Source organism: Actinoplanes couchii, assembly GCF_016862075.1.
Taxonomy (GTDB): domain Bacteria; phylum Actinomycetota; class Actinomycetes; order Mycobacteriales; family Micromonosporaceae; genus Actinoplanes; species Actinoplanes couchii.
On sequence record NZ_BOMG01000004.1, the window covers coordinates 1 to 26,610 of the forward strand.

Sequence of the window (26,610 nt, forward strand, 5' to 3'; positions counted from 1 at the left end):
ACCCACACCGACGCCTGCCCCGGCGCCGATGTCGATCAGACCACCGTGCGCGCCGTGCCCGTCGGCGCCGTAGCCGGAGATCCCGGCCGTCGTGGCGGCGTCGTCGGCCGAACCGGCCGACGAGTCGAACGCCGGGTCGTGGTCGGCCGAGAGACCGCCGACCAGCGACTCACCCGTACCGAGCAGCTGGCTGTCCGGAAGGACGGACTCCTTGCCCAGGGAGTCGGCGTTCAGGCCGAGCAGCCCGGCGTTCGCGGTGCTGAGCCCGTCGGTCACGGTGTCCGGCGCCACCTGCGAGGTGATCGCCTGCAGCTGCGCCACCGCACCGGCGACGTCCAGGCTGTTCACGCCGGTGGTGAGGCTGTCCAGGCCCTCCGCGCCGGTCAGGCCGGCGACCGGCGTGGAGTCCACCACCAGCGGAATCACCTGCTGTACGTCGGCGGCGGTAACGTCGTCGAGCCCGGCGCCCCGCAAGGTAGCCTCGGGGTCGCTCTCGAAGGCCGAACGGGCCGCCGGGTCGTAGATCAGGTTGAGAACGAAGTCCTGCAGGGTGGGTGAGGTCACGGTGAAACTCCTTGACGCTGCTGCGCTAGATGATCAGGTCCAACGGCGCGGGCCCAGCGCCGAGAAGAAAGTTACCGGCGGGCCCCCTACCGGGCATCGGGGTCAGCTCCCCAACCCCGGTCCACCCGGCGGTTAGGGGATTAGGGGATCTCCGGTCCAAGATTTTTGGGGGGACGCTTCCGACCCGTCCTTTGGTACGAACGTGAGGTACCGACATCTGAGGAGATGAACACGTGTCGTACGTGCTGGGAATTGACATCGGTGTCGGCACGGTCAGGGCTGCCATCTGCCGGCGTGCTGCCGGCGGGGAACTGGGGGGTTCGGGGTGGGGCCCGGCCCTCCCCGTCTCGCTGGGGGCCCGTACCCCCGTGGTGGCGTCCGCGCTGCGGATGACCGCCGAGGGCACCGTGGTCCCCACCGAGGTGGGCCAGCACGCGGCCGACGCGGTGGGCGGCTACCTCAACCGGGTCGGCGACGCCCTGCCGATGCACTTCGCCGGTGGCTACTTCCCGGCACACGGCCTGACCGCCGCGATGGCCCGATGGGTGGTGGACCGGGTCTGGGAGATCATGGACGAGCCCCCGGTCCGGATCGCGGTGGCGCACCCGTCCTCCTGGGGCGACGGCCGTCTCGGCCTGCTGCGGGCCGGCCTGGACGAGGCCGACCTGCCCGGCACCGTGCTGGTGACCCGCGCCCGCGCCGTGGTGGAGTGCCACCAGGCCGCCGGCCGGGCCTCCACCACCGACGGGCTGTTCGCCGTCTACCGGCTGGGCGGATCGACCGCCGAGGTGGCGCTGATGGCGCCCGAGCAGCCCGGCCGCCTCGAGCTGCTCGCCTCGGCCGAACTCAACGACGTCGGCGGCTTCGAGGTGGACGGGATGACCGACGCCGAGGCCCGGGCCGCGATCCGGCCCACCGTCGAACTCACCGCCGCCCTGGTCCGCAGCCGCGGGTACGGGCCCGGCGACCTGTCGGCGATCCTGGTCGGCGGCGCCGACGGCGCGGTCACCCCGGTGGTGTCCGAGCTGCTCGCTGCGGTGTTCCCGGTCCCCGTCGTGTTCGACCCCCGGCCCCGGATGACCGTCGCCATCGGCGCCGCGCTCGCCGGGCGCCCGCCGGTCAACCGGCCCCTGCAGGCCGCTGTGGTGGGCCCGACCGACGCGTTCGCCGTCCTGTCGCCCGTCGCGCCGCCGGAGCCGGAGGTCGCCCGCACCCGCGGCGCCGCCGGTGCCCCGCCGCCGCGCCCGCCGGTCACCCGCGTCGCGGTCCGGGCGGAAAGCCGATGAGCGCCCCGGTTCTGAGTGGGTTACCCCTGTCCGGATCAGCGGCTTCGCAGCTGCTGGACCGGGTCGCCGCCGATCCGGCCGCCCCGCTGCTCGCCGTCGTCGGCGCACCGGGCGGCTACGGCAAGACCGTCCTGCTCCGGCACCTGGCCGACGCGTACCGCGGCGCCGGGGTGCCGGTGGACGGCCCCTGGCCGCCCCGCACCCTGACCGCCGAGCACGCCCTGCTGATCGACGACGCCCACCGGCTCTCCCCGGAGCAGCTGGCCGACCTGAGCGAGCACGCGAGCCGGCCGGGCGCGCGGATCGTCGTCGCCTACCGGTCCTGGCCGCGCTGCCCGGAGCTGCTGCGGCTGATCGAGGTGCTGCGCCGCGGCGGCCCGTCGGTCGTCCTGCCGGCGTTCACCATCGGGCAGGTCGCCACGTTCCTGGCCGCGCACCTGCCGGCCGCCCCGTCGGCCGAGCTGACCGCCTTCGTCACCGAGCAGACCGCCGGCATCCCCCGGTACGTGGCCCGGATGGCCGACGCCCTGGCCCACACCCCGGCCGCCGCGCCGCACGTCCCGGTCGCCGCCCTGGCCCCGTTCGCCGCCGAACTCGACGAACTCGACCTCGACGTGCGCACCCTGCTGCTCGCCGTGGAAGCCGGCGCCGGCCTGTCGTTCGACCTGGTCGCCGCGGTCCTGGGCGAGGCCACCGACGTCGCCGACCTGGTCGAGGCGGGCCGGGCCACCGGCATGCTGGCCGCCGACGGCACCCTGGTCCCGCTGGCCCGCCGGGCGATCGCCGCTCTCGGCCCGATCAGCCAGCGCATCGACGTCCGCCAGCGGCTCGCCGCCCGGCAGCTGGCCCGCGGCGGCCCGGTGCTGCCCCTGGTCCGGCCGCTGCTGCGGGTCGTCACCGGCCCCGGCCTGGTCCCCGGCGCCGCGGGCAGCGGCCTCGGCCCGGTCTACGAGGCCGCCGGTGAGGAGGCGCTCGGCGACGACCCGGCGCTCGCCGCGGAGTTGTTCGAGGCGGCGGCCGGCGCCGGGCGTACCACCGCGGCTCGCCGGGCTCTGGCCGTCGCACTGGCCGGCGACCTGGACCACGCGTCCCGGCTCACCGACCAGGTCCTCTCCGCCGGAACCCCGGAACAGCGGGCCGAAGCGGCGTACGTGGCCGCCGCCGTCCTGGCCCACCGCGGGCAGACCGCCCAGGCGGTACGGCTCTTCGAATGGGCCGGCTCCGACGTGTCCGCCGGTTTCGCCGCGGTCGGGCTGGCCGCCACCGGACGGCTCCCGGAAGCCGAACGCCTGATCCGGGCCGACGACCCGTCCGCCCAGCCGCCGACCTCGCTGAGCGCCGCGGCCACCCTGATGGCCCGGGGCACCGCCGAATCGGTGACCGGCTCGCCGTCGACCGCGCTCTCCACCCTGGTCCAGGCCGCCACCGTGATCGCCCCGGCCGGCCCGACCGCGCTGCTGCCGGACAGCCCGTCCGCGATCGGCGCGCTGCTCGCCATGCACTGCAACGAACTCGACGTCGCCGAGTCGCTGCTCACCCGCGCCGGGCTGCAGGGCACCGGCGGCGCGCTGCTGGCCACCCGCCACCACCTGCTCACCTCCTGGGTGCTGCTGCTGCGCGGCCGCCTCGACGAGGTCGAACAGCGGCTGCCCGCCACCGTCGGCGCGGCCGCCCCGGAAGGCCGCGACAACCTGTTCGGCACCGCGCTGCGGGTCGGCCTGGCCCGCCGCAACGGTGACCTGGTCGGGCTGCGCAGCGCCTGGCCGGACGCCTGCCAGGCACTGATCGGCCAGCCGGTCGAACTGTTCAACCTGCTGCCGCTGGGCGAGCTGGCGGTGGCCGCGGCCCGGCTCGGCGAGTTCCACCGGGTGGCCGGTCACCTGGCCGAGGCCGACCGGCTGCTCGCCGAACTCGGCGACCCGCCGCTCTGGGCGGTGCCGCTGCACTGGTACCGGCTGCAGGCCGCGATCCTGGCCGACGACCGGGACACCGCCCGCCGGCACGCCGACCGCCTGGACGCCGCCCGTGCCTCCGGCGCCTGGGCCACCGCGTACGCCGACGCCGCCGCGGTCTGGCTGGACGTGCTGGCCGGCCGCGCCGACCCGGAGCCGGTGCTGGCCGCCGCCCGCACCCTCAGCCTCGCCGGACTCACCTGGGACGCCGCCCGGCTCGCCGGACAGGCCGCGATCCGCACCTCGGACCGCAAGGCGATGGCCCTGCTGCTCGAGTCGGCCCGGGCCATGCAGGGCAGCGGTGCCCGGCCCGAGCAGCCCGCGACCTCGGCACCGGCCCGCACCACCCCGGCCGGGCCGCAGCTGCTCAGTGCCCGGGAGCGTGAGGTCGGCGCCCTGGTCCTGGCGGGGATGACGTACAAGCAGATCGCCGACCGGCTGTACCTGTCGGCGAAGACCGTGGAGCATCACATGGCACGCATTCGGCAGCGACTGGGCTGCGCCGACCGGCACGAGCTGCTCACCCGGCTCCGCGAGATCATCGGGGATCCGGAGAGCAACGCGTGAACCGTCGCACCAGACTGGTCGGCGCCGGGTTGCTCGTCGTGTTCTGGGCCGCGGCCGCCGTCCCGGCGGTCACCGACGCGGTCCGGGCGCTCGCCGACCGGATCGTCGCCGACCGGCTCGACCGGCCGGTCGACGAGGCGGTGCTCGCCCTGGAAGCGGAACGACGGCTGTCGGTCAGTGGCCGCCCGGCCGCCGAACTGACCGCCCAGCGGGCCGAGACCGATCAGGCGGCCGGCCGGTTGCGGCAGCCGGAGCAGTCCCGGTGGCGCTGGCTGGCCATGTCGGAAGCCGATCGTACGGCCGACGAGCTGCTGAAACGGATGGACGGCCTGCCCGATCTGCGGGCGTCGGTGGACTCCGGCGCCGTCGACCGGCGGGAGGCTGTCACGGCGTACGCGGAAATGATCGGATCGACGGGCGACCCGGACCCGACCGCTGACGGCATCCGCACGCTGACCCGCTCCCGGGAGGTCCTCGCCGAGGAGGACGCCCTGCTGGCCGCGACCTCCGCCGGCTCCGGGCCGGCCCGCGCCGACCGGGTCCGGCTGGCCCAGCTGGCCGGCGCCCGGCGGGTGCTGTTCACCATCGCGGGCACCACCCTGTCCGGTGCGGCCGCCGACCGGCACCGCCAGCTGGCCGACGGGCCGGAGCTGGCCCGCCTGAGCGACCTCGAGGACGCCTTCGCCACCCAGCCCGGCGGCATCCCGGACCCGGCCGCGTGGGCGCCCACGTTCAACACCCTCAACACCGCCCTGTGGGAGCTGCGCGAGAGCGCCGCCACCGAGGCCGCGGACGCCGCCACCGAGCGGGCGGTGACCGCCACCGTGTGGGCCGGAGCGGTCGGCGGGGTCGGTTTCGTCGCCCTGCTCGGCCTGCTGGTGGTGACCCTGCGCCGCCGGGCCGTGGCCGCCAAGGCGCCGATCCCGGCGGCACGTACCGCCCGGTCCGGCGGCGGCTACCGTCCCGACGAGCTGATGCACGACCTCGACCGCCGCAACCAGGCCCTGATCCAGCGGCAACTGCGGGTGCTCGACGCCCTGACCCGGCGCGCCACCGACGAGCAGGCCGTCGTCGACCTGCGCCGGGCCGGCGAGTTCGCCACCCGGCTGCGCCGTAACCTGGAGAAGGGGGTCACCCTCACCGGCGGCACCCCGGACCGGAGCTGGCCGCGACTGGTGCCGATGGCGGAGGTCATCCGCGAGTCGGCCGCCGAGATCGCCGACCGGGACCGGGTGGTGACCGGCAGTGTCGAGTCCGCGTACCTGTCCGGGACGGCCGCCACCGACGTGACCCACCTGCTCGCCGAACTGATCGAGAACGCCGCCTCGTTCGCCCCGGCCGACTCGCCGGTGGTGGTCGCCGGGCAGCACGAGACCGGTGGCTACCTGCTGACCGTCACCGACGTCGGGCCCGGCATGACCGAGGGTGACCTGGCCACCGGGCACGAGATGATGACGACCGCCGAACCCCCGGCCGGCGGCACATGGTGGGGGCTGTGGGCGGTGGGCCGGTTCGCCGTCCGGCAGGATGTCGGGGTGCAACTCCACAACACCCCCTCCGGCGGTCTCGTCGCCGCGGTGCTGATCCCGTCCGCCGTGATCACCGGCGGCCCGGACAGCCTGGACACCCATCGCGTCGGTCTGCAGAGGGTCGTCGAGTGACCAAGCGGCGTACCCCGGCGGACGTCGTCCGTGACGCCGCGTGGCGGCTGGCCACCGCGATGCTGACCAGCCCGACCCCCGAACCCCGCCTGATCAAGCCGGGCGGGGCGCACGCCCGCCGCCCGATCGCCGGGCGGCTGATGCTGGTGTCCGGCGCCCTGGCCGCGGTGGCGGTCACCGCGCTGCTGGTCATCTTCCTGGTGGACCGCCCGTTCCAGGGCAAGGTCACACCGGACGAGGCCGCCGGGCTGCCCGGCCGGACCGTCGAGGCGAACACCCCGCCCGGGTCCGGCACACCCGCACAGTCCGGCACGTCACCGTCCGCCGACAGCACCGGACCGTCGGCGTCGGCGTCCGTGTCGGTGGCGCCCTCGGTGAGCCAGGGCGCCCCCTCGCTGTCGCCGACCTCACCCGGCGGCGGTGGCAGCCTGCCGCCGACCGGTGGGGACGGCGCGTCCCCGGCGCCGTTGACGGCCGGGCTCAGCACCACGCCGTACCTGCTGGGGCTGCTCGGTTACCGGACGAACGTGACCGTCGCCAACCCGGGCACCGCCGCCCGGACCGGCTGGACCCTGGCGATCACACTGCCTCGCTCGTCGCTGAAGGTCGCCGATGTGAAAGGTGCGACGGCCAGCCAGCAGGGCACGGTGTGGACGTTCACCCCGGACGCGTCGACCACCGAGATCGACGGCGGCGACCAGGCAGCCATCACCTTCAACGTCAACGGCGACACCCTGCTCAACGCCGCCCCCACGTCCTGCACCATCGACGGCACCCCCTGTTCCTGAGCGGCTTCCCCTGAAGAGTCCACAGAACGATTCCCAGGCCGGGTCGGCTTCGTTTGCGGGCATTGATGCCGACGACCCGGGCAGCTGTCACGCTGCTCGGGTCGCAGATCGCCGCTGCCCGTGAGGAACGCGGCTGGCCGGCTGTGGTCCCGCGCTATCTCTCGGGCGGGGAGATGCCCAGGCGGGTCAGCGCGCTCGCCCGAACCGAACAGACCGACTCACAACCGGCAGAGCCGTCCGGCATCTGCACCCGCGCGGATTGAACACTGATCTCGCCAGGCTCGAACGGATTCCAGTCAATGCCCCAGCCGCGCAGTCAAGCCCGCTGGGCTCGCTGACACTCGAAGGCGGAAACGCTGCCCCCACTCACCCAAAGGATGATCCATTCCGGTCGGCACATGCCCGGATCATAGTCGCGGCAGGGCACGTTCCGGGCGGTGCGGGCCTTCACCGGGCGAGCGTCAACAACCCCGAGTGCTCAGGCGGGTGGGAACCGGCTGACCACCTGGCCGGTCGCGTCGAGGATGTGGATCGACGGGTTGTCGTTTACGTCCACCTGTAGGGAGATTCGTGGGCGGCCCTGTGAGTCGGTGAGGTGCAGCATGGCGCCCAGGTCGGAGCGCCAGCCGAGCAGGACCCGCTCCTTCGGGGCGCCGGATGTGGGCATGGCGGTGGGGTGGGCGTTGACGTTCAGGCCGGCGCCGCCGACGCCGTCTCGCCAGGTGCTCGACACCTTGATGGCGTCCACCGCGCCGGGGTAGTCGAACGTGATGCTGCCGCCGGTCGTTGCGGCGAGGATTCCGCCGATCTCGTTGCCGTTGTCGTCGTTGAAGATCATCCAGCTGGCGTTCTCCGGGCCTCCGCGCTGTGCGGCGGGGATCTCGCGGCCGTCGATGATGATCGGCGGTTTGCGGGAGTCGAGGAGGAACCTCTGCCGGCCGCGCCGGTCGGTGACCTTGAAGGACTCGCGGGGCGGGGGAGCACCGGCCGGCGCCGTGTCGGGGGCGGCGGTGGCGGGGGAAGTGGGGTACAGGGCGGCGGTGGTGGTTGCCGCGGTGGCGCTGAACATGGCGCGGCGGCTGAGGTTCGGCATGGACTGCTCCTGTTCGGATGGGCGGCCGTGGTGACTGCCCGGTGACGGAGCATGCGCCGGGTGTCCCGGCTGTGTCGTCGGAGCAGGGGTGACATTTCGACTGTCCACCGTGGTTGGCGGGCCGCCGGGTGGACGCGGCGTACGGTTAGCCTCGGGGAATGTCGATCGATCATCGGCCACCGCTGCTGAGCCGGCTTCGTACCGGCCATTGGGTCGGTGTTGACGTGGTCTTCGTGCTGGTCGTCGGGTCGGTGCAGGGATGGCCGGTGACCGCCCCGGGGCTTCTTCTTCCCCTTGCGGTACGCCGGATCGCGGCCCTGCCGGTCCTCGTGGTGGTGTCGCTGTCCGCGTGCGGGTCGATGCTGGTCCTCGGTGCGCGGTACCCGGCGTTCGAGGTGGCGTTCGCGATCTATCCACTGGCGGTTTCCTGGCGTACCCGCAGATCGGTGTCGCTCTTGATCGTGGTGTCGGGGGCGCTGGGAGCGGCGGCCTGGCTCGGACCGCCGGTGGCGGCCACCGGCTCCCCCGCCGGCCTGATGGCGGCCACCTTCGTGCTGGTGGGCGGGGCCACCGTCCTCGGTGGGACGGTCCGTGCCCACCGGCGGCATCTGGCCCGGCTCCACGAGACGACGGCCCGTGAGGAACGCCTGCATCTGGCCCGTGAGCTGCACGACGCGGTCGGGCACCGGATGAGCGTGATCGCGCTGCAGGCGGGGGTGGCGAACGTGGTGGCCGGCGAACGGCCGGAGGAGGCCCGGCGGGCGTTGTCGTCGATCGAGGAGACCAGCCGGACCGGTCTGCGGGAGCTGCGGGCCCTGGTCGGCCTGCTCCGGGACGACCGGCCGCCCGGCGTAGCCGATCTGGACGCGTTGGTGCTGCCGGTGCGGGCGGCGGGGCTGCGGGTACGGGTGTCGATCACCGGTACGGTCCGGGCGTTGCCGCCGGAGGTCGGCGCGGCGGTGTACCGGATCGTCCAGGAAGCCCTGACCAACGTGGTCCGGCACGCCGCCGCGACCAAGGTCGACGTGGTCGTCGGCTACACGGCGGCCGCGGTCGAGGTCCGGGTGACCGACGACGGCGCGGGAACGCCCGGCGACACGGGGGTGGGGCCGGCCGGGACGGGTGGCCGGGGCCTCACCGGGATGCGCGGCCGGGGCCTCACCGGGATGCGCGAGCGGGCCGAACTGCTCGGCGGGGAGTTCAGCGCCGGGCCACTGCGCGCCCACGGCGGCGGCGGCGGGTACCTGGTGTGCGCCCGGCTGCCGCTGGAGGAGGTGCCGGCGTGACCATCAGCGTGGCCGTCGTGGACGACGAGGCACTGATCCGGGGGAGCCTTCGGATCCTGGTGGAGACCGTGCCGGACATGCGGGTGGTCGGGGAGGCCGCCGACGGGGCGGCCGCGGTCGATCTGGTCACCGCCGAGCGCCCGGACGTGGTCCTGATGGACGTCCGGATGCCCGGCCTGAACGGGGTGGAGGCGACCCGGCGGATCACCACGGCGGCCCCGCTCCGGGACGTCAAAGTCATCATTCTGACCACCTTCGACCTCGATGAGTACGTCTATGCCGCGCTGCGGGCCGGTGCCAGCGGATTCCTGCTCAAGGACACCGCACCGGCCGCCCTGCTGGACGCGATCCGGCTGGTCGCGGCCGGTGAGGCGCTGCTCGCGCCGACGGTGACCCGGCGGCTGCTCCGGGAGTTCGCGGCCCGCCCCGGCGCGCTGGGCCGGCCACCGCGCGAGCTGTCCGATCTGACCCGGCGGGAACGGGAGGTGCTCACCCTGGTGGCGCGCGGCCTGTCCAACACCGAGCTGGCCGAACACCTGGTCCTGAGCCCGGCGACGATCAAGACGTACGTCACCCGGCTCCTCGCCAAACTCGGCGCCCGTGACCGGGCCACCCTGGTGATGATCGCCTATGACGCCCATCTGGTCGAACCGCGTTCCGCCACACATAGGCTGGGGGGATGAAGGTTCTGTCCATCCAGTCGGCGGTCGCGCACGGGCACGTCGGCAACTCCGCGGCCGTCTTTCCGATGCAGCGCATCGGTGTCGAGGTCGTGCCGGTGCACACCGTCAACTTCTCCAACCACACCGGGTACGGCGCCTGGCGCGGCCCGCTGATCGCGCCGTCGGATGTCGCCGAGGTTCTGCTCGGTGTCGAGGAGCGCGGGGTGTTCCCGCAGGTCGACGCGGTGCTGTCCGGGTACCAGGGTGGGGCGGGCATCGCCGACGTGATCGTCGACGCGGTGCGCCGGGTGAAAGTCGCCAACCCCGAGGCGGTGTACGCCTGCGACCCGGTGATGGGCAACGCCAAGTCCGGCTGTTTCGTCGCGCCGGAGATCCCGGTGCTGCTGCGGGACACGGTGGTGCCGGTCGCCGACATCATCACCCCCAACCAGTTCGAGCTGGGTTTCCTGACCGGCACCGAGCCGGCGAGCATCGAGTCGACCCTGGAGTCGGCCGACCTGGCCCGCGCGATGGGCCCGTCGACGGTGCTGGTCACCAGCGTGGAGCGGCCGGACCGGGCGGAGGGCACGATCGAGATGCTGGTGGTCGACGCCGCCGGCGCCTGGGTGGTGACCACCCCGCACCTGCCGTTCAAGGCCAACGGCTCCGGCGACGTGACGGCCGCGCTGTTCACGTCGCACTACGTCGCCACCAAGGACGCGGCGCTGGCGCTGGAACGTACCGCGTCCAGTGTCTTCGACCTGATCGACCTGACCTTCACGTCCGGTCAGCGCGAGTTGCAGCTGGTGCAGGCCCAGGAGTTCTACGCCACCCCGCGCATGCAGTTCGCCGCCGAGCAGGTGCGCTGAGCCCGCCGGGCCGCCCGGGGAATCGGGCGGCCCGGGGCACGTCTCAGGAGGGCGAGCCGGTGCCGGTCAGGATGCGGGAGCGGATGTAGCGGCCGGACTCGGTCAGGACGCCGGTGTCCTCGAAGGAGGTGCCGGCGCAGGTGCCCTGGACGAAGGCCGAGTTCGTCTCGCGGCCGTCGGAGAGGCTCCACATCGCGTAACCGATCTTGTTGGCTTTCAGCAGGTCCAGCCAGGCGTCGGTGCTGGTGAAGTCGTTGCCGCCGTCGCCGGTGAAGGTCTGGGTGCCGAACTCGCTGACGAACAGCGGCAGCTTCTTCGCCGCGCGGGCCACCACGGTGCGGCGGTCGGCGCCGTGCGAGGCGGCGTAGAAGTGGAACGTGTACATGATGTTCGACGCCCGGACCGGGTCGGCGAGGATCTCGGTCTCGTCGGCGCCGTCGGTCAGGCCCAGCGACGAGAAACCGCGGGTGCCGACCAGCACCACACTGTCCGGGGCGTTCTTCCGGATCACCGGGATGACCTGTTCGGCGTACGATTTGATGCCGTCCCAGCTGACCCCGTTCGGCTCGTTGGCGATCTCGTAGATCACGTTGGTCTTGTCCGCGTGGGCGGCGGTCACGTCGGCGAAGAACCGCTTGGCCAGGTCCAGGTTCTGGTTCGGGTCGCCGGGGGTGAGCACGTGGAAGTCGACGATCACGTACAGGCCCAGGGCGCTGGCCTCGTCGACCAGGCCGTTGACCTTGGCGGTGAAACCTTCCGGGTCGGTCTCCAGGCCGCCCTCCTGGGCGTACATGGAGAGCCTGATGAAGTCGGCGTTCCAGTCGTTGCGGATCGCGGCCAGGGAGCCGGGGTTGACGCAGTCGGGGAAGAACTGCAGGCCGTGGCTGCTCATGCCGCGCAGCTGGACCGCGTCGCCGGCCTCGTTGCAGAGGTTCACCCCGCACACCTCGAGCTGCCCGTTCGCGGCGACCGGGGTGTCCGCGGCCTCTGAGCCGGCCGGCGGAGTGGTGGCCGTCGGTGCGGTCGTGGGCGGTGCGGTCGTGGGCGGTGCGGTCGTCGGCGGAGCGTCGGAGGGCGCTGTCGAGAAAGAGGCGGTCGGCTGTGCGGCGCCGCCGCCGTCCTCGGCCAGGGTGCAGACCGACAGCTTCTCGGCGCCGAGGTCGGGGCGGGCCGCGTTGCGGGCGATCGCGGTCTCCATCCGTTCGATGGTGGCGAAGCGTCTGCTCTGCAGCGGGCCGAGAATCGCGTTCTGGATGAACTGGTCACCACCCTGCCCAGCGGTGTCGATGATGCGCTTGTTCGCCTCGGCGATCTGGGTGTTCAGCAGTTCCAGGTTGCGTTCGATCTCGGCCCGCTGCGGAGCGGGCACCGCCACGCCGAGGGAGACCTGCGGGCAGGCGACCGTCGGCGCGGCCGAGCCGGTCTTACCTGCCTCACCGGCGGATGCGACGCCCAGGCCGGCGCCGACGAGGACGACGGCGGCCCCGGCGACGGCGCCGATCTGCCAGCGGCGGGCGCCTGCACGGGAACGCGGGGAGCGGGCTCTGTCCATGGGGAGGACCTTCGCCTTCGGGTGGTGAACACCTCGGTTACGGCGATGGGTACGGGAGCGCTCCCAATCCGGATCAGTGCCCGTGTGACTTTTCTGCCGACCGCTGGCCGGACCGCATCCGGTCGCGCTCGGAGCTGCGGTGCGAGGCGGAGTTCATCCGGTACGCCATCTTTGCGCGGTCACGGGAGACCGCGTCCCGGGAAGCGGCGGGCGTCACGGGCGGCGGTGGCGGGGCCGGCTCCGGCCGGAGCGAGCCACCCGGGCGCTCCGGGCGCTTCGGGGCGAGTGCCGAAACGGCTGTGGACAGGAACCGGCGGATGGCCAGAGGGAGGAAGCGAGTCACGGCGGCGGTGCCTTCCTGCGGGGTGCTCGATGAACCGTACAGAAAGAACCGTATGTGGTTTTGGCTCTTTCGGTAATCGCTCGCAAGGGGTCGTCCGAAGGCGGTCGGCCGCGCTGAGGCGAAAGAGGCTCGCTGCTCTAGCCTATTTCTGGCGGGTAACCGACGTAACCACTCACCGGATCGTACTAATCCGATCGAATATTCCGTCGGACAGGTCTCCGCAGGCCCGTTTCCAGGCTATACGGTGACTCGCATTGCCGGAGCACGCGATCCGATCGGCCCGGCGAAACGCGAATCGCGGAACACGAAATCACCAGGAACAACGAAGCTGAGGACTGGTCACGTGTCGAATTCACGCCGAGGAGTGTCAGCGGCAGCCCTGATCGCCGTCATGGTCGCGGGAGTGGGCGCCGTCTCGACCCTGAACGCCGGCGCCGAGGAGAACCCGGCTCCGGCCCCGGCCGTGACGGAGAGCCCGGCACAGCCCGGGATCACGCCGCCGCCGCGCCTGCCCTGGGGGCAGAAACCGACCGAGATTCAGACCGGCGCCGCCGGAACCAGCAGCCGCCGGCTCAAGGATGCGGGCCTGGACGCCGCCCCGCCCGACAATTCCGGCGCGAAGTACGCCCCGAAGGGCCGCACCTCGCGCACCGGTGACCTGAGGTCCGCGCCTGTCGCACCGGTCCCGCCGAAGCCTCCGGCGCTCAGGACGGAGGCGCTCAAGACGGTGGCGGCCGCCTCGACCGTGCTCTACCACTACAACGCCGGATCCCAGGCCGCGGTTACCGACGGGGCCTACGCCAATTTCGGCATCGGCAAGCCCACCCTGGCGCTGACCGACTTCCACAGCCTGGCGGAGCTGGCCGTGCAGTCGGCCGACGGCACCCAGGTCGTCGAGGTCGGCTGGACGGTGGACCGGCTGGTCAACGGCGACACCGAACCGCACCTGTTCGTCTATCACTGGGTCAACGGCGTGCCCACCTGCTACAACGCCTGCGGGTTCGTGCGGTACAGCACGAACATCCGGCCCGGGGACACGCTGCCCGAGGACACCACCAAGAAGCTGGGCATCCAGTACTACGACGGGGCGTGGTGGGTCGCCTACGACACCGAGTGGGTCGGCTACTACCCGGCGTCGCGGTGGGGCGGCACGTTCACCCAGACCGGCAACGTCCAGTTCTTCGGCGAGGTGGCGGCGCTGAGCCTGGCCCCGTGCACCGAGATGGGCAACGGCCGCAACGGGAACTCCGACGCGGCGGCGGCGCGGATCAGCAGCGTGACCTACCTGAACGGGCCACCCGTCGACCTGTACGTGCGCAGCACCAGCAACCACTACGACGTCGCGCGGCTGAGTGGCCGGACGTTCCGCTACGGCGGGGCGGGAGCCTGCTGACGGCACCGAGGCGGTCACCGAGTGCTCCGGCCCGGGAGCATTCGGTGACCGCCGGGCGGCCGGATGCCTCAAGTCGACAGGCGGACGGCCGACGGTAGGACCATGGGAAACGGGGACTGCCGATGAATCGTCTGCCGGTACTGGTGTCTCCGTACGGACCGTACGCCGCCCTCGCACTGCACGTGCACGACCTGACCATCCGCGGTCACCACGCGGACACCCTGGTCGCCGCGGACGAGGCGGAGGCGATCACCCTCGCCCTCGGCGACCACCGCACCCACCGGGTCAGCAGGCTGGGCCGGATGTACGCGCTGCGGTCCCTGGGCCGGCTGGACGAGGCCCTGCAGATCGCCGAGGACCTGATCGAGGACCAGACCCGGCTGGGCGGTCCGAAGGCCACCGACGCCAAGATCATGGCGGATGCCGCCGAGGTGCTGATCAATCTCGGCCGGATCGACGACGGGCTGCACTACGTGGCCCGCGCGATGGCGGTGCTGGACGTGGCGCCGCGCAAGGGCCTGCGCTACTTCTCCGCGATGGCCTCGCTGGCCCAGGCCGCCCGCTGCGCCGACCTCTTCGAACTCGCCGACGACGCGATGCGCCGGTGCATCGAGTCGTTCGAGAACCCGGACGACCTCTACCGGTCCGCCGCCGAGCTCACCCACATCGAACTGTGGCTGGAGTGGGCGCTGCGACTGGATCAGGTGGGCCGCACCGACGAGGCGGCGAACCTGGTCGACAAGTGTGTCCGGGTGCTGGAGAACCTCAACGCGCAGGGCATCGACTCGCCGCTGGGCACGGCGGTGCTCGCGGTGTGTTATGCCAAGTCCGGGCGTACCGCGGAAGCGTTCGATCTGGTCAAGGATCTGCTGCCGAAGATGCGCGCGGCCGACCAGTCGCACGAGACCCGCCTGCTGCACCTGGCCAACGGGGTGGCGCTGCGGTCCACCGGCGAGTGGGTCGCCGCCCGGCGTGAGTTCCGGGCCGCCCTGCAGCTCTCGGTCCTGCGGTCGCAGAAACTGCTGTTCCAGTACGAGCTGGCGACCACCGCCGTGGGCGAGTTCCCGGGCGAGGCGACCCAGGCGGTCCTGGAGGCGCTCGGTGGTCACGTCGAGGCACTGTGGCAGCTGCGGATGGACCGGCGGACGATGCTGCGGCAGGCGTACCGGCGGGTCGAGCTGGAAGCGGCGCGGCTGTCCGCGGACCTGGCCGCGGCCTCGGACGCGCTGACCGGGCTGGGCAACCGGCGGATGTTCGACAGGCGGATCAACACGGTGATGCCCGGCGGATCACTGCTGCTCATCGACGTGGACCACTTCAAGGACATCAACGACAGGTACTCGCACGGCGTCGGGGACCGGGTGCTCGGCGAGATCGCCGCGGTGCTGCGCTCACACTGCCGGCACGACGAGGTGGCGATCCGCTTCGGCGGCGACGAGTTCGCCGTGTTCCTGTCCACCGGTGAGGACGAGGCCCGCGAGGTCGCCGAGCGGATCCGCCGGGTGATCCTGGCCCGGGACTGGAACACCATCGTGCCCGGCCTGACCGTCACCCTCAGCATGGGACTGGCCGACTGCCTGGCCGGCGAGCCCGGTCGTGACCTGTTCGACCGGGCCGACGCCAACCTCTACTCCGCGAAGCGGTCCGGCCGTAACCAGCTGGCGGCCGCCGCCTGACCGAACCGCCCTCCCACCGGCCCGCAGCGAATCCCGCTGCGGGCCGGCGTTTTTGTCGGTGGCCCGATGCGGTGATCGCGAGCCCGGGCGGAACGGTCTTCGGGCTCCGGTGCGGTGACACGGCAAGTCGTCGCGAGCTCAGCGGGTGTCCGGCATCGCAGCCGGGCTTCGTCCCTGCCGCGTTCGCCGAGCTTGCCCACGAGGCCGGACCGGGGCCGCTCGGAGGACGGTCGGATCAACCGGTCCGATGGCCACCTCCGGCCGAGGGAGGAGGGCCGCCCTCACCGGCCATGACGAAGAGAGACCGGGCCTGCCGGCCATAGCGAAGGAAGAGGGTCGGCCCTCAGCGGCCATGGCGAAGAGGTACGGCCCGCCGGCCATAACCAAGAAAAGGGGCGGCATCGCCGGCCGAGGACGAGAAAGACGGCCGGAACGGGGCCGGTTGCTGTGCCGCTGGGCGGATCCCGGGGCGGTACCGGATCGCCGGACAGGCGCGGCGCGTGTCCGCCGCGAACGCGGTTCGGCCCGGCCAGCGGGATGCTGGCCGGGCCGTTCGGCGCGGTGATCTCGGGCGGTCAGCCCGCCGCCTTGGTGAAGAAGGCGGTCAGGCCTCCGCTTGGTGAAGAAGGCGGTCAGGCCGCCGGCTCGGCCGGAGAAGCGCCCAGGCCGCCGGCTCGACCGGGGAAGCGGTCAGGCCAGCGGCTCGACGAGGCGGCGGTCAGGCCTCCGGCTTGACGGAGAAGGTGACGGTCGCCGGGCGGCCGGCGATCCCCGCGCCGCTCACCGCGGCCACCGACACCGACATCGTGGTGGCCCGCGGCGCGGTCACCGTCACCGGCAGCGCGAGCGCCGACCCGTCGACGGTGCCGTAGAGGCGGCCGTTCACGGTCACCCGGTAGGCGGTGATCCCGGACGGGCCGGCCAGCGCCGGCGGGGTCCAGGTCACCGTGAACGAGGTGCCGGTGCTGCCCTTGGACACCGGGCTGGTGATCGTCGGCGCGCCGAGCACGGTCGAGTCGACCAGCACCGAGCCGGCATCCGCCTCAGCGGTCAGCCCGGTCTGGTTGACCGCCTGCACGGTGATCTGCCACGTGCCGTTGTCGGGCACCGTCACCGCGCCGGACGTCGCCGTCGCGGTGGCCGCCGCCCGCACCGTCCGGGTGCCGTCGGTCGCGACGATCGCGTACGTCTTGATACCGGACTCGGCGTCGATCGCCGGCGCCCAGGACACCTTGACGGCACGGGCCGACACCATCTCGGGCAGCTTCTCCGGTACGGCCGGGGACGGCGCCGTGGTGTCGAACCAGATCGCGCCCGCCGACGAGGCCCGGCTGCTGTTGCCGGCCCGGTCCACCGCGGTGATCGACCAGGTGTGCTTGCCGGGCGGGGTGGTGACGGTGGCGGTGGTGGCGTTCGCCGGGACCGAGTCGGCCCGGTTGCCGTCCAGGAACAGGACGTACTCGTCCACACCACTGGCCTTGTCGGTGGAGGCGGTCCAGGTCAGCACGGTGTTCGCGTCCGCGCCGGTGACGACGACCCGGCCGGGCAGGGACGGGGCGGTCTTGTCGTACGTGTACCCGAGCGACGCCGGGGTCGAGGACAGCCCGGCCCGGTTGACCGCGGTGACCGTCACGTTCTGCCGGCCGTCGGTCGGCCGGTAGGTCCAGCTGGTGCCGGTCACGGTCGCCTTCTGGGTGCCCGCGGTGACCAGGTAGGAGCCGATGCCCGACTCGGTGTCGGCCGACGGGTTCCACATGACCGTCACCGTGGCGTCCCGGCTGAAGCTGTCGGCCGCCGGCGAGGTGATCACCGGTTTGGTCGGCGGGGTGCTGTCGGTCCACTTGGTGAACGTGCCGGACGGCCCGATGTTGCCGGCTGCGTCGACCGGGGTGATGGTCCAGGTGTGCTGGCCACCCGCGGCCTGGTTGACGAACTCGGGTTTGGTCACGGTCACCGCGGTGCCGTCGTCGACCTGCACCTCCCACGACACCGGGGAACCGGCGGCGGAGGCGGCGGCCCAGCTCAGCTTCGACTGGTCGGTGGCGAGCCGGATCCCGGACGGCGCCGCCGGGGCGGCCGTGTCGACACGCACCGGCACGGTGACGGTCCGGGAGGCCTGGCCGGCCATGTTCCGGGCGACCAGCGACGCGGTGTGGATGCCGTCACCGGACACCGTCAGCGTCGCCGACCGGGCGTCCCCGTCGACCGTGACGGTCTTGCCGTTCAGCGAGAGCGTGTAGGAGGCGATCCCTGAGCCGGGCGCCGACGCCGGGGTCCAGGAGACGGTGACCTGCCGGCTGCTCAGCCAGACGCCGGCCGCCGGGGCGGTGATGGCCGGCGAGAGCGGGACCGACGAGTCGATCCACAGCGTGGTCTCGGCGGTGGCGCCGACGTTGCCGGCCGCGTCCGTCGCGGTCACCGAGACGGTGCGGCGGCCGGGGGCGGCGGCGATCCCGGCGGGGGACTGGGCCACCGTCTTGACCAGTTCGCCGTCGACCGTGACCGCGTAGCTGCGGGCGGTGCCACGGTCGGCCGGGGCGACCCAGGTGACCGTCCGGCCCTCCTTGTCCACCTTCACGTTGGTCACCGCGGCGGGCGCGGTCGAGTCCCGGACCAGGGTCTTCGTGACGCTGTTCTTGATCAGGCCGGCGCCGTTGACCGCGACCACGACGATCGAGTTGCTGCCCTCGGTCAGCGGCACGTCGGCGGTCAGGGTGGCGCCGTCGGTGTCGGCGACCTTCTGGCCGTTGACCAGCACCCGGTAAGCGGAGATGCCGGAGTCGGGGTCGACGGCCGCGGTCCAGGTGACCGTGCCGGTCGCGGTCTTCACCGGGGTGGTCACCGAGACGACCGGGGCGACCGACGGGGCGGTGGTGTCGGTGGCCGTGACGACCTCGACCTTCGCGATGCCGTCGGCGGCCGACGTGACCTTCACCGACTGCTTGCCGCCGGGGATCAGCCACACGCCGCCGACCGGCAGGTTCGGCGCCGAGAACGAGGTGGAGGTGCTCGGCTGCATGTCGAGCAGCTGGGTGGTCGGCGAGCTGCCGGTGGTCCGCAGCCGGACCTGGACACCGGCCCAGGCCGGGACGCGCACGTCCCGGCCGGTCGCCGGGCGGTAGTCGACGAACACCGTGCCGGACGAGGTCTCCAGCTTCAGCCCGCTGGTGCCGGTGTGCGCGGACAGCGCCGACAGCGTGGCCGGCGAGGTGGTGGTGGTCTGCTGGAGACCGAGGAAGTCACCGAAGGCCGAGTTCAGGTTGCCGGAGGCGAAACCGTTGCGGGCGTACCCCATCACGTCGGTGGCGTCCTGGTACTCCGCGACCGTGCAGGAGCTGGACAGCGAGACCCGGGCACCGTTCGCGGTGCAGGTCGCCTTGTTGGCGTGCCCGAGACCGAGGTTGTGGCCGAACTCGTGGGTGAGCACGTCCTCCAGGGGTGTGCCGTTCACCCAGATCATCGGCCCGTTCACCGAGCCCAGACCGGCCCAGGCACAGCCGGACTGCTTCGGGAAGTAGATCCCGATGTGGTCCCGCGCGTTGGCCGGGGCGTCGACGCCGTGCGCCGCGATCGCCGCGTTGAAGATCGCGGTGTAGTCGCACGATCCGCTGGGCGCGGCGATCTGCTGCCAATCGCGGACGTCCACGCTGATGTCGACGCCACCGTTGGACTGCTCGGACCAGTAGGTCTTCGCCTGGTTCGCCAGAGCGGTGAGCGACTCCCGGGTCGCGTCGTCCTTGGCGGTCCAGAACACCGGCAGCAGCGTCAGCTCGTGCGCCCCGGAGGCCGCCGCCTGCGCGCGTTTCGTGGATCCGGTCAGCTCGGCGGAGACGACTGTCGTCCCCTCCAGCTCGACCTTGGCCCGGCGGCCCGAGGCCGCGCCGTCCAGTTCGCCGGGCGGCACCTCGAACAGCTTGCCGTCGGCCCGGACCAGGGTCAGCATGCGGTCCCCGCCGGCCGGGGCGTCCGGCAGCGGATCCACGATGACCGACTCGACCGTGCCGACGACCGTACGGGTCTCGGGGGCGGGTGCCGCTGTCGCGCCCGGCGCGAGCAGGGCCATCGCCAGGAGCGATCCGAATCCACTGAGCGTCATGGCTCAGAGATCGGCCGGATGATCACGGACCTGAAGGATTTTGCCCCCGGAGCGTGACCGAAACGAGAGCTGCGCCGAAAGGTGACGGGTGTCGAAATGCAATATTCTTTCCCGATCAATCAACTACCTGGCCGGGGGAGATATATGAGCAAGAAGACGATCGTGCTGGCTGCCGTCGTGGCGCTGGCGATCACGGGCTGCGCCAAGGAGGACACCTCCACCACCACCGAGAGCGGCGTCCCGCTGATCGAGGCCGGCTCGCTGACCACCTGCACCCACCTGCCGTACGCGCCGTTCCAGTCCAAGGACTCCAGCGGCAAGGTCGTCGGCTTCGACGTCGCGCTGATCGACCTGGTCGCCGCCAAGCTCGGCGTGACCCAGGAGATCGTCGACACGCCGTTCGAGGGCATCAAGTCCGGCGCCGACCTCAACTCCGGCAAGTGCGACGTGGCCGCCGCCGGCATGACCATCACCGACGAGCGCAAGAAGGTGCTCGACTTCGCCGACCCGTACTTCGACGCCACCCAGGCGCTCGCCGTGCAGACCGGCAAGGAGGTGAAGACCCTGGAGGAGCTGGCCGGCAAGAAGCTCGGGACCCAGGGCGGCACCACCGGTGAGGACTACGTCAAGAAGCAGGTCGAGGAGAAGAAGCTCGACATCGAGGTCGTCTCGTACAAGGACCTCGCCGCGCTGCAGCAGGCGCTCGCCACCAACCAGATCGCGGGCGCGGTCAACGACCTGCCGGTCTGGAACGAGTACATCAAGGCCAACCCCGGCAAGGTCGTCGTCTCGGCCGGCTTCGACACCGGTGAGCAGTACGGATTCGCCGTCAAGAAGGGCAACGCCGAGCTGCTGAAGGCCGTCAACGAGGCGCTCGCCACCGCCCGCAGCGACGGCAAGTACGACGAGATCTACAAGCAGTGGATCGGCGAGAAGCCCGCCGCATGAAGCTGAGCCCCCGCCGCCGGCGGCTGATCGCCCGGGTCGCCGGCTATGTCGTCTTCGCCGCGGTCATCCTGGCCGTGGCGGGGGCCGCGGACTGGGACCGCCTGTCCGAGGCGTTCTTCCGGCTCGACATCGCCGGGGACATGTTCCCCGAGGCGATCACCGTCGCGCTGCGCAACACCGTCACGTACACGCTGCTGGCCTTCGTCTTCGGCCTGACACTCGGGCTGATCCTGGCGCTGATGCGGCTGTCGTCGATCCTGCCGTACCGCTGGTTCGCGACCGCCTACATCGAGCTGTTCCGCGGGCTGCCGTCGCTGCTGGTGCTGTTCATGGTCGGCTACGGCGTGCCGCTGGCCTTCCCGGACCGGGAGATCCCCGGCGGCGTCTACGGCTCGGTGGCCGTCGGTCTCGGCCTGACCGCCGCGGCGTACATGGCGGAGACCATCCGGGCCGGCATCCAGGCGGTGCCGAAAGGCCAGCTCGAGGCGGCCCGCACCCTCGGCATGTCGCACAGCCGGGCGATGATCTCGATCATCCTGCCGCAGGCGTTCCGGATCGTGATCCCGCCGCTCACCAACGAGATCATTCTCCTGACCAAGGACACTTCCCTGGTGTACGTCCTGGGCGTCACGTCCACGACGATCGAACTGACCAAGTTCGCCGGTGACACCCTCAACACGCGGGTCAACCCGACGCCGCTGGTGGTGGCCGGCCTGCTCTACCTGGTGATCACACTGCCGCTGTCGCAGCTGGTCCGCGGGCTGGAGCGCCGCGCCGGACGGGAGAGGTGAGGCTGATGTCCACCATCGAGATCAGCGGACTGCACAAGTCGTTCGGCAACCTGGAGGTGCTCCGCGGCATCGACCTGGCAGTCGAACCCGGCGAGGTCGTGTGCGTGATCGGCCCGTCCGGCTCCGGCAAGTCGACCCTGCTGCGCTGCGTGAACCTCCTCGAAGAGCCGACGTCCGGCTCGATCCGGGTAGCCGGCACCGAGGTCACCGACCCGGACTGCGACATCGACGCGGTACGCCGCGGCATCGGCATGGTGTTCCAGCAGTTCAACCTGTTCGGGCACCTGACCGTGCGGGAGAACGTGACGATCGCCCAGCGCCGGGTCCTCAAACGCAGCCGCGCCGAAGCCGGCCGGATCGCCGACAAGAACCTGGAACGTGTCGGGCTCGCCGAGAAGGCGGGCGCCTACCCGGCCCAGCTCTCCGGCGGCCAGCAGCAGCGTGTCGCGATCGCGCGGGCGCTCGCCATGGACCCGCAGCTGATGCTCTTCGACGAGCCGACCAGCGCCCTCGACCCGGAGTTGGTCGGTGAGGTGCTCGCGGTCATGCGCGGCCTGGCCGCCGAGGGCATGACGATGCTGGTCGTGACACACGAGATGGCGTTCGCCCGCGAGGTCGCGTCGCGCGTCGTCTTCATGGACGGCGGCGTCGTCGTCGAACAGGGGCCGCCCGAAGAGGTCTTCGGCGCGCCACGCGAGGAACGCACCCGAGTTTTCCTCCATCGTGTCCTGGAGCCCACCCGGGTCAGCGAGGACGAGATCGGCGCGCGTCCCGCCGAATGACGCACGGGGGGCTGAGCGTATCAGCAGCTCAGGCCCCCTCTCCTGCATTCCGGTGATCTCACCCGTGTCGAAGCCGGGTTTTCGAGGTCTGGAGTGACATCTGAGCAAAGGGGTCACCCAGGAGGAGTTTATGTCGTGTCATGTCCGGGTAAATGCCGAATTTTTGCTCCGAGATGCTTCAAGCTGTTGTGGCAGCGCTCAACGGCACTGCAAACCGTTTGAAGGGGAAATCTCATGCGTAACACCGTTCGTTACACCGCTGGCCTGATGGTCGCGGCCGGTGCCGTCCTCGCGTTCTCGACCCCGGCGATGGCTGCCGACAACGGCCGCGAGCGGAACCGTGGCGGCGGCGACCGCTTCAGCCTGTCCAGCATCGACGCCGACTACTACCAGTCGAACCGGGCGTCCAACTCCAACTGGAACAACCAGACGGTGCTGAACAACATCGGTAACACCCAGTACGGCAAGAACAACTACAACGGTGGCGGTACCGCTTTCGCCATCAACAGCACCGACCAGTACAACGACGTTCGCGGCGGCGACTTCGAGCAGTACCTCGGGCGCTGAGCCCCGCCTGAGCGGGCCGGGTTCGCCCGGCCCGCTCAGCCCTGATCACAGTCTTGAGAGGAATTTTGATGAACCGTACCGTTCGTTACGCGGCCGGCCTGATGATCGCCGCGGGTGCGTCCCTCGCGATCGCCGGTCCCGCGACTGCGGCCCCGAGCAATGACCCGTTCGGCAGCCGGGACCGTGGCAGCGACTTCTCTTCGTCGCGCAGCTACTTCGATGCGACTCAGATCCAGAAGAGCATCAACACCAACGTCAACACCCAGGTCGTGCTGAACAACATCGGCAACGTCCAGATCGGCCGCAACAACTACAACGGCGGCGGCACCGCCTTCGCCCTCAACGAGACCTACCAGGGCGGCCGCCTTGACGGCGGGAACTTCCGGCAGCGGAACCGCTGATCATCTGATGCACCACGTCGCCCGAATAGGGTGATGGATATCTGACGACGGACCCGAGGCGTATCACGCCTCGGGCCCGTCGTCCGTCAGGACTTCGTTGCGAACAGCTCCGCCACCTCGGCGTCACTGAGCGCGCGGTCGTACGCCCCGACCTGGTCGATCGAACCCGACCACCAGTCGACCCGGTTGCCCGCATACTTGGCCCGGCCCACCGACAGCGGACCGGTGCTCACCACGTCCGGCCCGGCCGGCACTGCTGCCACCCGCTGGCCGTCCACGTACAAGCGGATCTCGCCGGTCGTGTGGTCGCGGACCCCGGCCAGGTGGTACCAGCGGTTCAGCTCCGGCGTGACCACCAGACGGGCCCGGTTGCCGCCCGGCGTGCTGAACGCGAAGGCGCCCTGCCCGTACTGCAGGTAGAACGGGTTCTCCTTGGTCCGGCCGTCCTGGCTGACCACCGTGGCGTAGTTGCCGGGCACCTTGTCCAGGGTCACCCACGCGGAGACCGTGTAGTCCTTCGTGGTGTCCAGCACCGGCGCGGCGGTGTCGGCCGAGTCGCCGTCCCCGTCGAAACGCAGGGCCGTCCCGGTCACCCCGGGCACCCAGGACGTGTCACCGCTCAGGGTGAGGTGGCTGCCGGCGATGGCGTCCGAAGCCTTGGTCCCGCTGCCCTCGTCCAGCTTCCACGACCCCTTGCCGGGGAACGTCGCGTCGGCGCCGGCGGTGCGGCCGGCCTCGATCACGGCGAGGTTGATCGCCCGTACCGGCGCGGGATCGACCTTGATCTTCCGCCGGTCGTAGGTCCAGAGGCCGTTGAGCTCGGTCTCCAGGTCGGTGATCTGGGTGTAGACCGAACCGGACAGCTCCGCCCCGGCGGCTTCCAGGTAGTACGTGCGGGTGTTGTCCACGTACTTCGCGGTCAGCGCCGCCACGTCGGCGACACCGCTGTAGATCACCGCGGGCGGTCCCGGCCACATGTGCCCGGGCGTACGCAGGGTGAATCCGCCGTGCTCACCGTCCATCGCGACCCGGGTGGCGTCCGGGTACGGCGCGTCGTTGTTGACGTAGTCGTGGTGGTCGATCACGTCGCCCGCACCGGAGTCACCCTTGGACGAGCAGCAGTTGACACCGCTGTGCGCGTTCAGGATCCGGGACGGGTCCTCGGTCTTCAGCGCCGTCGCGATCTGGCCGGTGGCGGTCCGGTCCCACTCGCCCCAGCCCTCGTTGAACAGGATCCAGCCGATGATCGACGGGAAGTTGTGCAGCTGGCGCTGCATCTCCCGGCCCTGGCTGAGGAACGCGTCCTGCCCGGCCGTGGTGCTGATGTCGGCCGACACGAAGTCCTGCCAGACCAGCAGGCCCAGCTCGTCGGCGTGCCGGTAGAACCGGGCCGACTCCACCTTGATGTGCTTGCGGACCGCGTTGAAGCCGAGTTTCTTCGTCTCCACCAGGTCGAAGCGCAGCGCCGCGTCGGTCGGCTGGGTGTAGAGGCCCTCCGGCCAGAACCCCTGGTCCAGGGTGGCCAGTGAGAAGACCGGCTCGCCGTTGAGCACCAGTTTCGGGAAGCCGCCGACCTTCTTGACCTCGATCCGGCGCAGTCCGAAGTAGCCCTTGACCTTGTCGTTGCCGAGCTTGACCTCGAGGTCGTAGAGGTACGGGTCGTCCGGGCTCCACAGGTGCGGCTTGGCGATCTTCACGCGCAGGTCCGCGTTGGACGTACCGGAAATTTGACCGGCCTTTTTGCCCTTTTTGTCGGTGGCGACCACGGTGACCTTGGCGGATTTCGAGGACTTGACCCGAACGACGACGGATCCGGTCGCCACGTCCGGCGTGATCACCAGGTCGTCGATCGCGGCCGGCGCGACCGGCTCCAGCCAGACCGTCTGCCAGATGCCCGACGACGGCTCGTAGACGATGCCGCCCGGGTTGAGCGACTGCTTGCCCTTCGGCTGGTTCGGCCCGGTGACGTCGGTGACCGCGACGATGATCTCCTGCGGCCCCTTCCTGGTGAGCGCGCCGGTGATGTCCGCGGTGAACGCCGTGTACCCGCCGGTGTGCTCGGTGACCAGGGTGCCGTTGACCCAGACCTTCGCCTGGTAGTCGACCGCGCCGAAGTTCAGCTTGATCCGCTTGCCGGTCCAGCCCTTCGGGACGGTCACCAGCTTGCGGTAGAACATGTGGTCCTCGCGCCGTTCGATACCGGACAGCAGCGACTCGACCGGGTACGGCACGGTGATCGTCTCGGCCAGCTTCTTCCCGAAGACCGGCTGCTCACCGGCCTCGGCCCCGGCGAACTCCCACGGCCCGTTCAGGTTGAGCCAGTCGGAGCGGACCAGTTGCGGGCGCGGGTACTCCGGCAGCGGATGTTTCTTGTCGACCTTGTCGCCCCAGGGCGTGGTCAGCCGGTGCGTGGAGTTGTTGACCGCCGACCGGATGATCTGCGGAACCGTCTCGCCGCCGACGACCAGGCCGCCGGTGCCGTCGTAGTTGACCCGGACCCGCTGGTCCTTCTGCACCTTCTCGGTCAGCGTGACGATCAGCTTCGACCGGTCCCGCCGGTCCACCGCGACCGACTTGATCGGGAACCTGGTGGTGTCCACCTCGACCGACAGGTGCTGGGCGAACTGTCCCAGGTTGCCGACGGGCGCGGCGAAGTCGGCGACGACGGTGGTGCCGCCGGCCGGGACGCTCAGGTCGACCGGGAAGATCTGGAAGCCGTCCGGCGGGGTGAACGCCGACTCGGGCACGATCTGTTTCGGCAGGCCCTCGGCGGCCCAGCGCAGGAACAGGTTGGCCCCGCCGACGTCCTGGAACATCTCGATCCGCAGGTCGTGGGCCTCCCCGGCGACCAGGCGCAGCGGCGCGGCGGTCTGCTCACGGTCCCAGTCGCCGACCCAGTGGTCGATGACCGGCTGCCCGTCGAGCAGGAACCGGAACCCGTTGTCGCCGATCATCGAGAACGTGTAGTCCCCGGTGGCCGGGGCGGTGATCTTCCCGGTCCAGCGGGCGGTGGTGTGTTCGGTACGCCCGACCAGTGACTCGAAGGTGCCGGCCAGTCCCGGCAGATCGATGTTCGGATCGAGTGCGATTCCACCGAGCTCGGCGAAGTCGCGGGCGCCCGGGGCGGACATCCGGAAGTACTCACCCTTGAGCCCGTTAACCGCGGCGGCCTGAGCCGCGGCGGCCTGAGCCTGGGCGGCCTGAGCCTGGGCGGCCTGCGCCGGGGCGGTGGGGGCGACCAGGGCTGCGGCGACCAGTGATCCAGCGGCTAGAAGGGACTTGAGGGACGTTCGTGGCATCGAAATGTTTCCCTTCGCGCAACGACGTAACGCA

The 26,610-nt window shown here is 71.5% G+C and carries 19 protein-coding genes; 14 read left to right on the forward strand and 5 right to left on the reverse strand.

Annotated features, from left to right (window positions below):
• A partial coding sequence (locus Aco03nite_RS00550) for an IniB N-terminal domain-containing protein (protein WP_203792451.1) occupies positions 1 to 564 on the reverse strand: 564 nt, incomplete at its 3' end.
• Positions 565 to 797: 233 nt separating this feature from the next.
• Here Aco03nite_RS00550 and Aco03nite_RS00555 point away from each other — a divergent pair.
• From Aco03nite_RS00555 to Aco03nite_RS00570, 4 genes are read left to right on the forward strand one after another with little or no spacing between them, the layout of a single operon-like run.
• A complete protein-coding gene (locus tag Aco03nite_RS00555) occupies positions 798 to 1,850 on the forward strand; it encodes an Hsp70 family protein (protein WP_203792453.1) in 1,053 nt (350 codons plus the stop codon).
• Positions 1,847 to 4,369: a helix-turn-helix transcriptional regulator gene (locus Aco03nite_RS53950; protein ID WP_203792455.1), complete on the forward strand. Its 2,523-nt coding sequence runs from the start codon at positions 1,847 to 1,849 to the stop codon at positions 4,367 to 4,369. The genes Aco03nite_RS00555 and Aco03nite_RS53950 overlap by 4 nt, the downstream gene beginning before the upstream one ends.
• Complete coding sequence (locus tag Aco03nite_RS00565) at positions 4,366 to 6,030, forward strand: sensor histidine kinase (RefSeq protein WP_203792457.1); 1,665 nt, start codon at positions 4,366 to 4,368, stop codon at positions 6,028 to 6,030. The genes Aco03nite_RS53950 and Aco03nite_RS00565 overlap by 4 nt, the downstream gene beginning before the upstream one ends.
• The gene (locus tag Aco03nite_RS00570; RefSeq protein WP_203792460.1) at positions 6,027 to 6,818 is read left to right on the forward strand and encodes a cellulose binding domain-containing protein; all 792 of its coding nucleotides are present in this window, start codon (positions 6,027 to 6,029) and stop codon (positions 6,816 to 6,818) included. The genes Aco03nite_RS00565 and Aco03nite_RS00570 overlap by 4 nt, the downstream gene beginning before the upstream one ends.
• Before the next feature lie 478 nt (positions 6,819 to 7,296).
• Here the strand turns inward: Aco03nite_RS00570 and Aco03nite_RS00575 are convergent, their stop codons facing one another.
• Complete coding sequence (locus Aco03nite_RS00575) at positions 7,297 to 7,911, reverse strand: FKBP-type peptidyl-prolyl cis-trans isomerase (protein ID WP_203792462.1); 615 nt, start codon at positions 7,909 to 7,911, stop codon at positions 7,297 to 7,299.
• 158 nt (positions 7,912 to 8,069) lie between these two features.
• Between Aco03nite_RS00575 and Aco03nite_RS00580 the strand changes: the two genes are divergently transcribed.
• From Aco03nite_RS00580 to pdxY, 3 genes are read left to right on the forward strand one after another with little or no spacing between them, the layout of a single operon-like run.
• The gene (locus Aco03nite_RS00580; RefSeq protein WP_203792464.1) at positions 8,070 to 9,197 is read left to right on the forward strand and encodes a sensor histidine kinase; all 1,128 of its coding nucleotides are present in this window, start codon (positions 8,070 to 8,072) and stop codon (positions 9,195 to 9,197) included.
• On the forward strand, positions 9,194 to 9,880 hold the full coding sequence (locus tag Aco03nite_RS00585; RefSeq protein ID WP_203792466.1) for a response regulator: 687 nt from the start codon (positions 9,194 to 9,196) through the stop codon (positions 9,878 to 9,880). Before Aco03nite_RS00580 ends, Aco03nite_RS00585 begins: the two co-directional genes overlap by 4 nt.
• Positions 9,877 to 10,728 carry a pyridoxal kinase PdxY gene (pdxY, locus tag Aco03nite_RS00590; protein ID WP_203792468.1) on the forward strand — a complete coding sequence of 284 codons (852 nt, stop codon included), beginning with the start codon at positions 9,877 to 9,879 and terminating at the stop codon, positions 10,726 to 10,728. The genes Aco03nite_RS00585 and pdxY overlap by 4 nt, the downstream gene beginning before the upstream one ends.
• 43 nt (positions 10,729 to 10,771) lie before the next feature.
• Here the strand turns inward: pdxY and Aco03nite_RS00595 are convergent, their stop codons facing one another.
• Positions 10,772 to 12,280, reverse strand: coding sequence for a glycoside hydrolase family 5 protein (locus Aco03nite_RS00595; protein ID WP_239144814.1), 1,509 nt, complete (start codon positions 12,278 to 12,280; stop codon positions 10,772 to 10,774).
• A 686-nt stretch (positions 12,281 to 12,966) separates the two neighbouring features.
• Here Aco03nite_RS00595 and Aco03nite_RS00600 point away from each other — a divergent pair.
• Positions 12,967 to 14,016, forward strand: a complete 1,050-nt coding sequence (locus Aco03nite_RS00600; protein WP_239144815.1) for a neprosin family prolyl endopeptidase — start codon at positions 12,967 to 12,969, stop codon at positions 14,014 to 14,016.
• Between the two features lie 122 nt (positions 14,017 to 14,138).
• Positions 14,139 to 15,692 (forward strand): GGDEF domain-containing protein, encoded by a 1,554-nt coding sequence (locus Aco03nite_RS00605; RefSeq protein WP_239144816.1) that lies wholly within the window; start codon positions 14,139 to 14,141, stop codon positions 15,690 to 15,692.
• Positions 15,693 to 16,410: 718 nt separating this feature from the next.
• On the opposite strand, the gene Aco03nite_RS00610 is transcribed toward Aco03nite_RS00605, so the two are convergent.
• Positions 16,411 to 19,788, reverse strand: coding sequence for a hypothetical protein (locus tag Aco03nite_RS00610; RefSeq protein WP_203792470.1), 3,378 nt, complete (start codon positions 19,786 to 19,788; stop codon positions 16,411 to 16,413).
• A 144-nt stretch (positions 19,789 to 19,932) separates the two neighbouring features.
• Here Aco03nite_RS00610 and Aco03nite_RS00615 point away from each other — a divergent pair, with 144 nt between their 5' ends.
• The 5 genes from Aco03nite_RS00615 to Aco03nite_RS00635 all read left to right on the forward strand — a co-directional run bounded on the left by Aco03nite_RS00615 (position 19,933) and on the right by Aco03nite_RS00635 (position 23,277).
• A complete protein-coding gene (locus Aco03nite_RS00615; protein ID WP_203792472.1) occupies positions 19,933 to 20,736 on the forward strand; it encodes a transporter substrate-binding domain-containing protein in 804 nt (267 codons plus the stop codon).
• The gene (locus tag Aco03nite_RS00620; RefSeq protein WP_203792473.1) at positions 20,733 to 21,527 is read left to right on the forward strand and encodes an amino acid ABC transporter permease; all 795 of its coding nucleotides are present in this window, start codon (positions 20,733 to 20,735) and stop codon (positions 21,525 to 21,527) included. Before Aco03nite_RS00615 ends, Aco03nite_RS00620 begins: the two co-directional genes overlap by 4 nt.
• 5 nt (positions 21,528 to 21,532) lie before the next feature.
• Positions 21,533 to 22,309, forward strand: coding sequence for an amino acid ABC transporter ATP-binding protein (locus tag Aco03nite_RS00625; RefSeq protein WP_203792474.1), 777 nt, complete (start codon positions 21,533 to 21,535; stop codon positions 22,307 to 22,309).
• A 234-nt stretch (positions 22,310 to 22,543) separates the two neighbouring features.
• Positions 22,544 to 22,876: a hypothetical protein gene (locus Aco03nite_RS00630; protein ID WP_203792475.1), complete on the forward strand. Its 333-nt coding sequence runs from the start codon at positions 22,544 to 22,546 to the stop codon at positions 22,874 to 22,876.
• A 68-nt stretch (positions 22,877 to 22,944) separates the two neighbouring features.
• Complete coding sequence (locus tag Aco03nite_RS00635) at positions 22,945 to 23,277, forward strand: hypothetical protein (RefSeq protein WP_203792483.1); 333 nt, start codon at positions 22,945 to 22,947, stop codon at positions 23,275 to 23,277.
• Positions 23,278 to 23,363: 86 nt separating this feature from the next.
• Here the strand turns inward: Aco03nite_RS00635 and Aco03nite_RS00640 are convergent, their stop codons facing one another.
• Positions 23,364 to 26,576, reverse strand: a complete 3,213-nt coding sequence (locus Aco03nite_RS00640; RefSeq protein ID WP_203792485.1) for a LamG-like jellyroll fold domain-containing protein — start codon at positions 26,574 to 26,576, stop codon at positions 23,364 to 23,366.
• Positions 26,577 to 26,610 lie beyond the last annotated feature (34 nt).

Excerpts from the sequence above, each read along its gene's own strand:
- Aco03nite_RS53950 (WP_203792455.1), top strand. The coding sequence starts at position 1,847 with ATGAGCGCCCCGGTTCTGAGTGGGTTACCCCTGTCCGGATCAGCGGCT.
- Aco03nite_RS00575 (WP_203792462.1), bottom strand. The coding sequence starts at position 7,911 with ATGCCGAACCTCAGCCGCCGCGCCATGTTCAGCGCCACCGCGGCAACC.
- Aco03nite_RS00580 (WP_203792464.1), top strand. The coding sequence starts at position 8,070 with ATGTCGATCGATCATCGGCCACCGCTGCTGAGCCGGCTTCGTACCGGC.
- pdxY (WP_203792468.1), top strand. The coding sequence starts at position 9,877 with ATGAAGGTTCTGTCCATCCAGTCGGCGGTCGCGCACGGGCACGTCGGC.
- Aco03nite_RS00595 (WP_239144814.1), bottom strand. The coding sequence starts at position 12,280 with ATGGACAGAGCCCGCTCCCCGCGTTCCCGTGCAGGCGCCCGCCGCTGG.
- Aco03nite_RS00605 (WP_239144816.1), top strand. The coding sequence starts at position 14,139 with ATGAATCGTCTGCCGGTACTGGTGTCTCCGTACGGACCGTACGCCGCC.
- Aco03nite_RS00610 (WP_203792470.1), bottom strand. The coding sequence starts at position 19,788 with ATGACGCTCAGTGGATTCGGATCGCTCCTGGCGATGGCCCTGCTCGCG.
- Aco03nite_RS00615 (WP_203792472.1), top strand. The coding sequence starts at position 19,933 with ATGAGCAAGAAGACGATCGTGCTGGCTGCCGTCGTGGCGCTGGCGATC.
- Aco03nite_RS00620 (WP_203792473.1), top strand. The coding sequence starts at position 20,733 with ATGAAGCTGAGCCCCCGCCGCCGGCGGCTGATCGCCCGGGTCGCCGGC.
- Aco03nite_RS00625 (WP_203792474.1), top strand. The coding sequence starts at position 21,533 with ATGTCCACCATCGAGATCAGCGGACTGCACAAGTCGTTCGGCAACCTG.
- Aco03nite_RS00630 (WP_203792475.1), top strand. The coding sequence starts at position 22,544 with ATGCGTAACACCGTTCGTTACACCGCTGGCCTGATGGTCGCGGCCGGT.
- Aco03nite_RS00635 (WP_203792483.1), top strand. The coding sequence starts at position 22,945 with ATGAACCGTACCGTTCGTTACGCGGCCGGCCTGATGATCGCCGCGGGT.
- Aco03nite_RS00640 (WP_203792485.1), bottom strand. The coding sequence starts at position 26,576 with ATGCCACGAACGTCCCTCAAGTCCCTTCTAGCCGCTGGATCACTGGTC.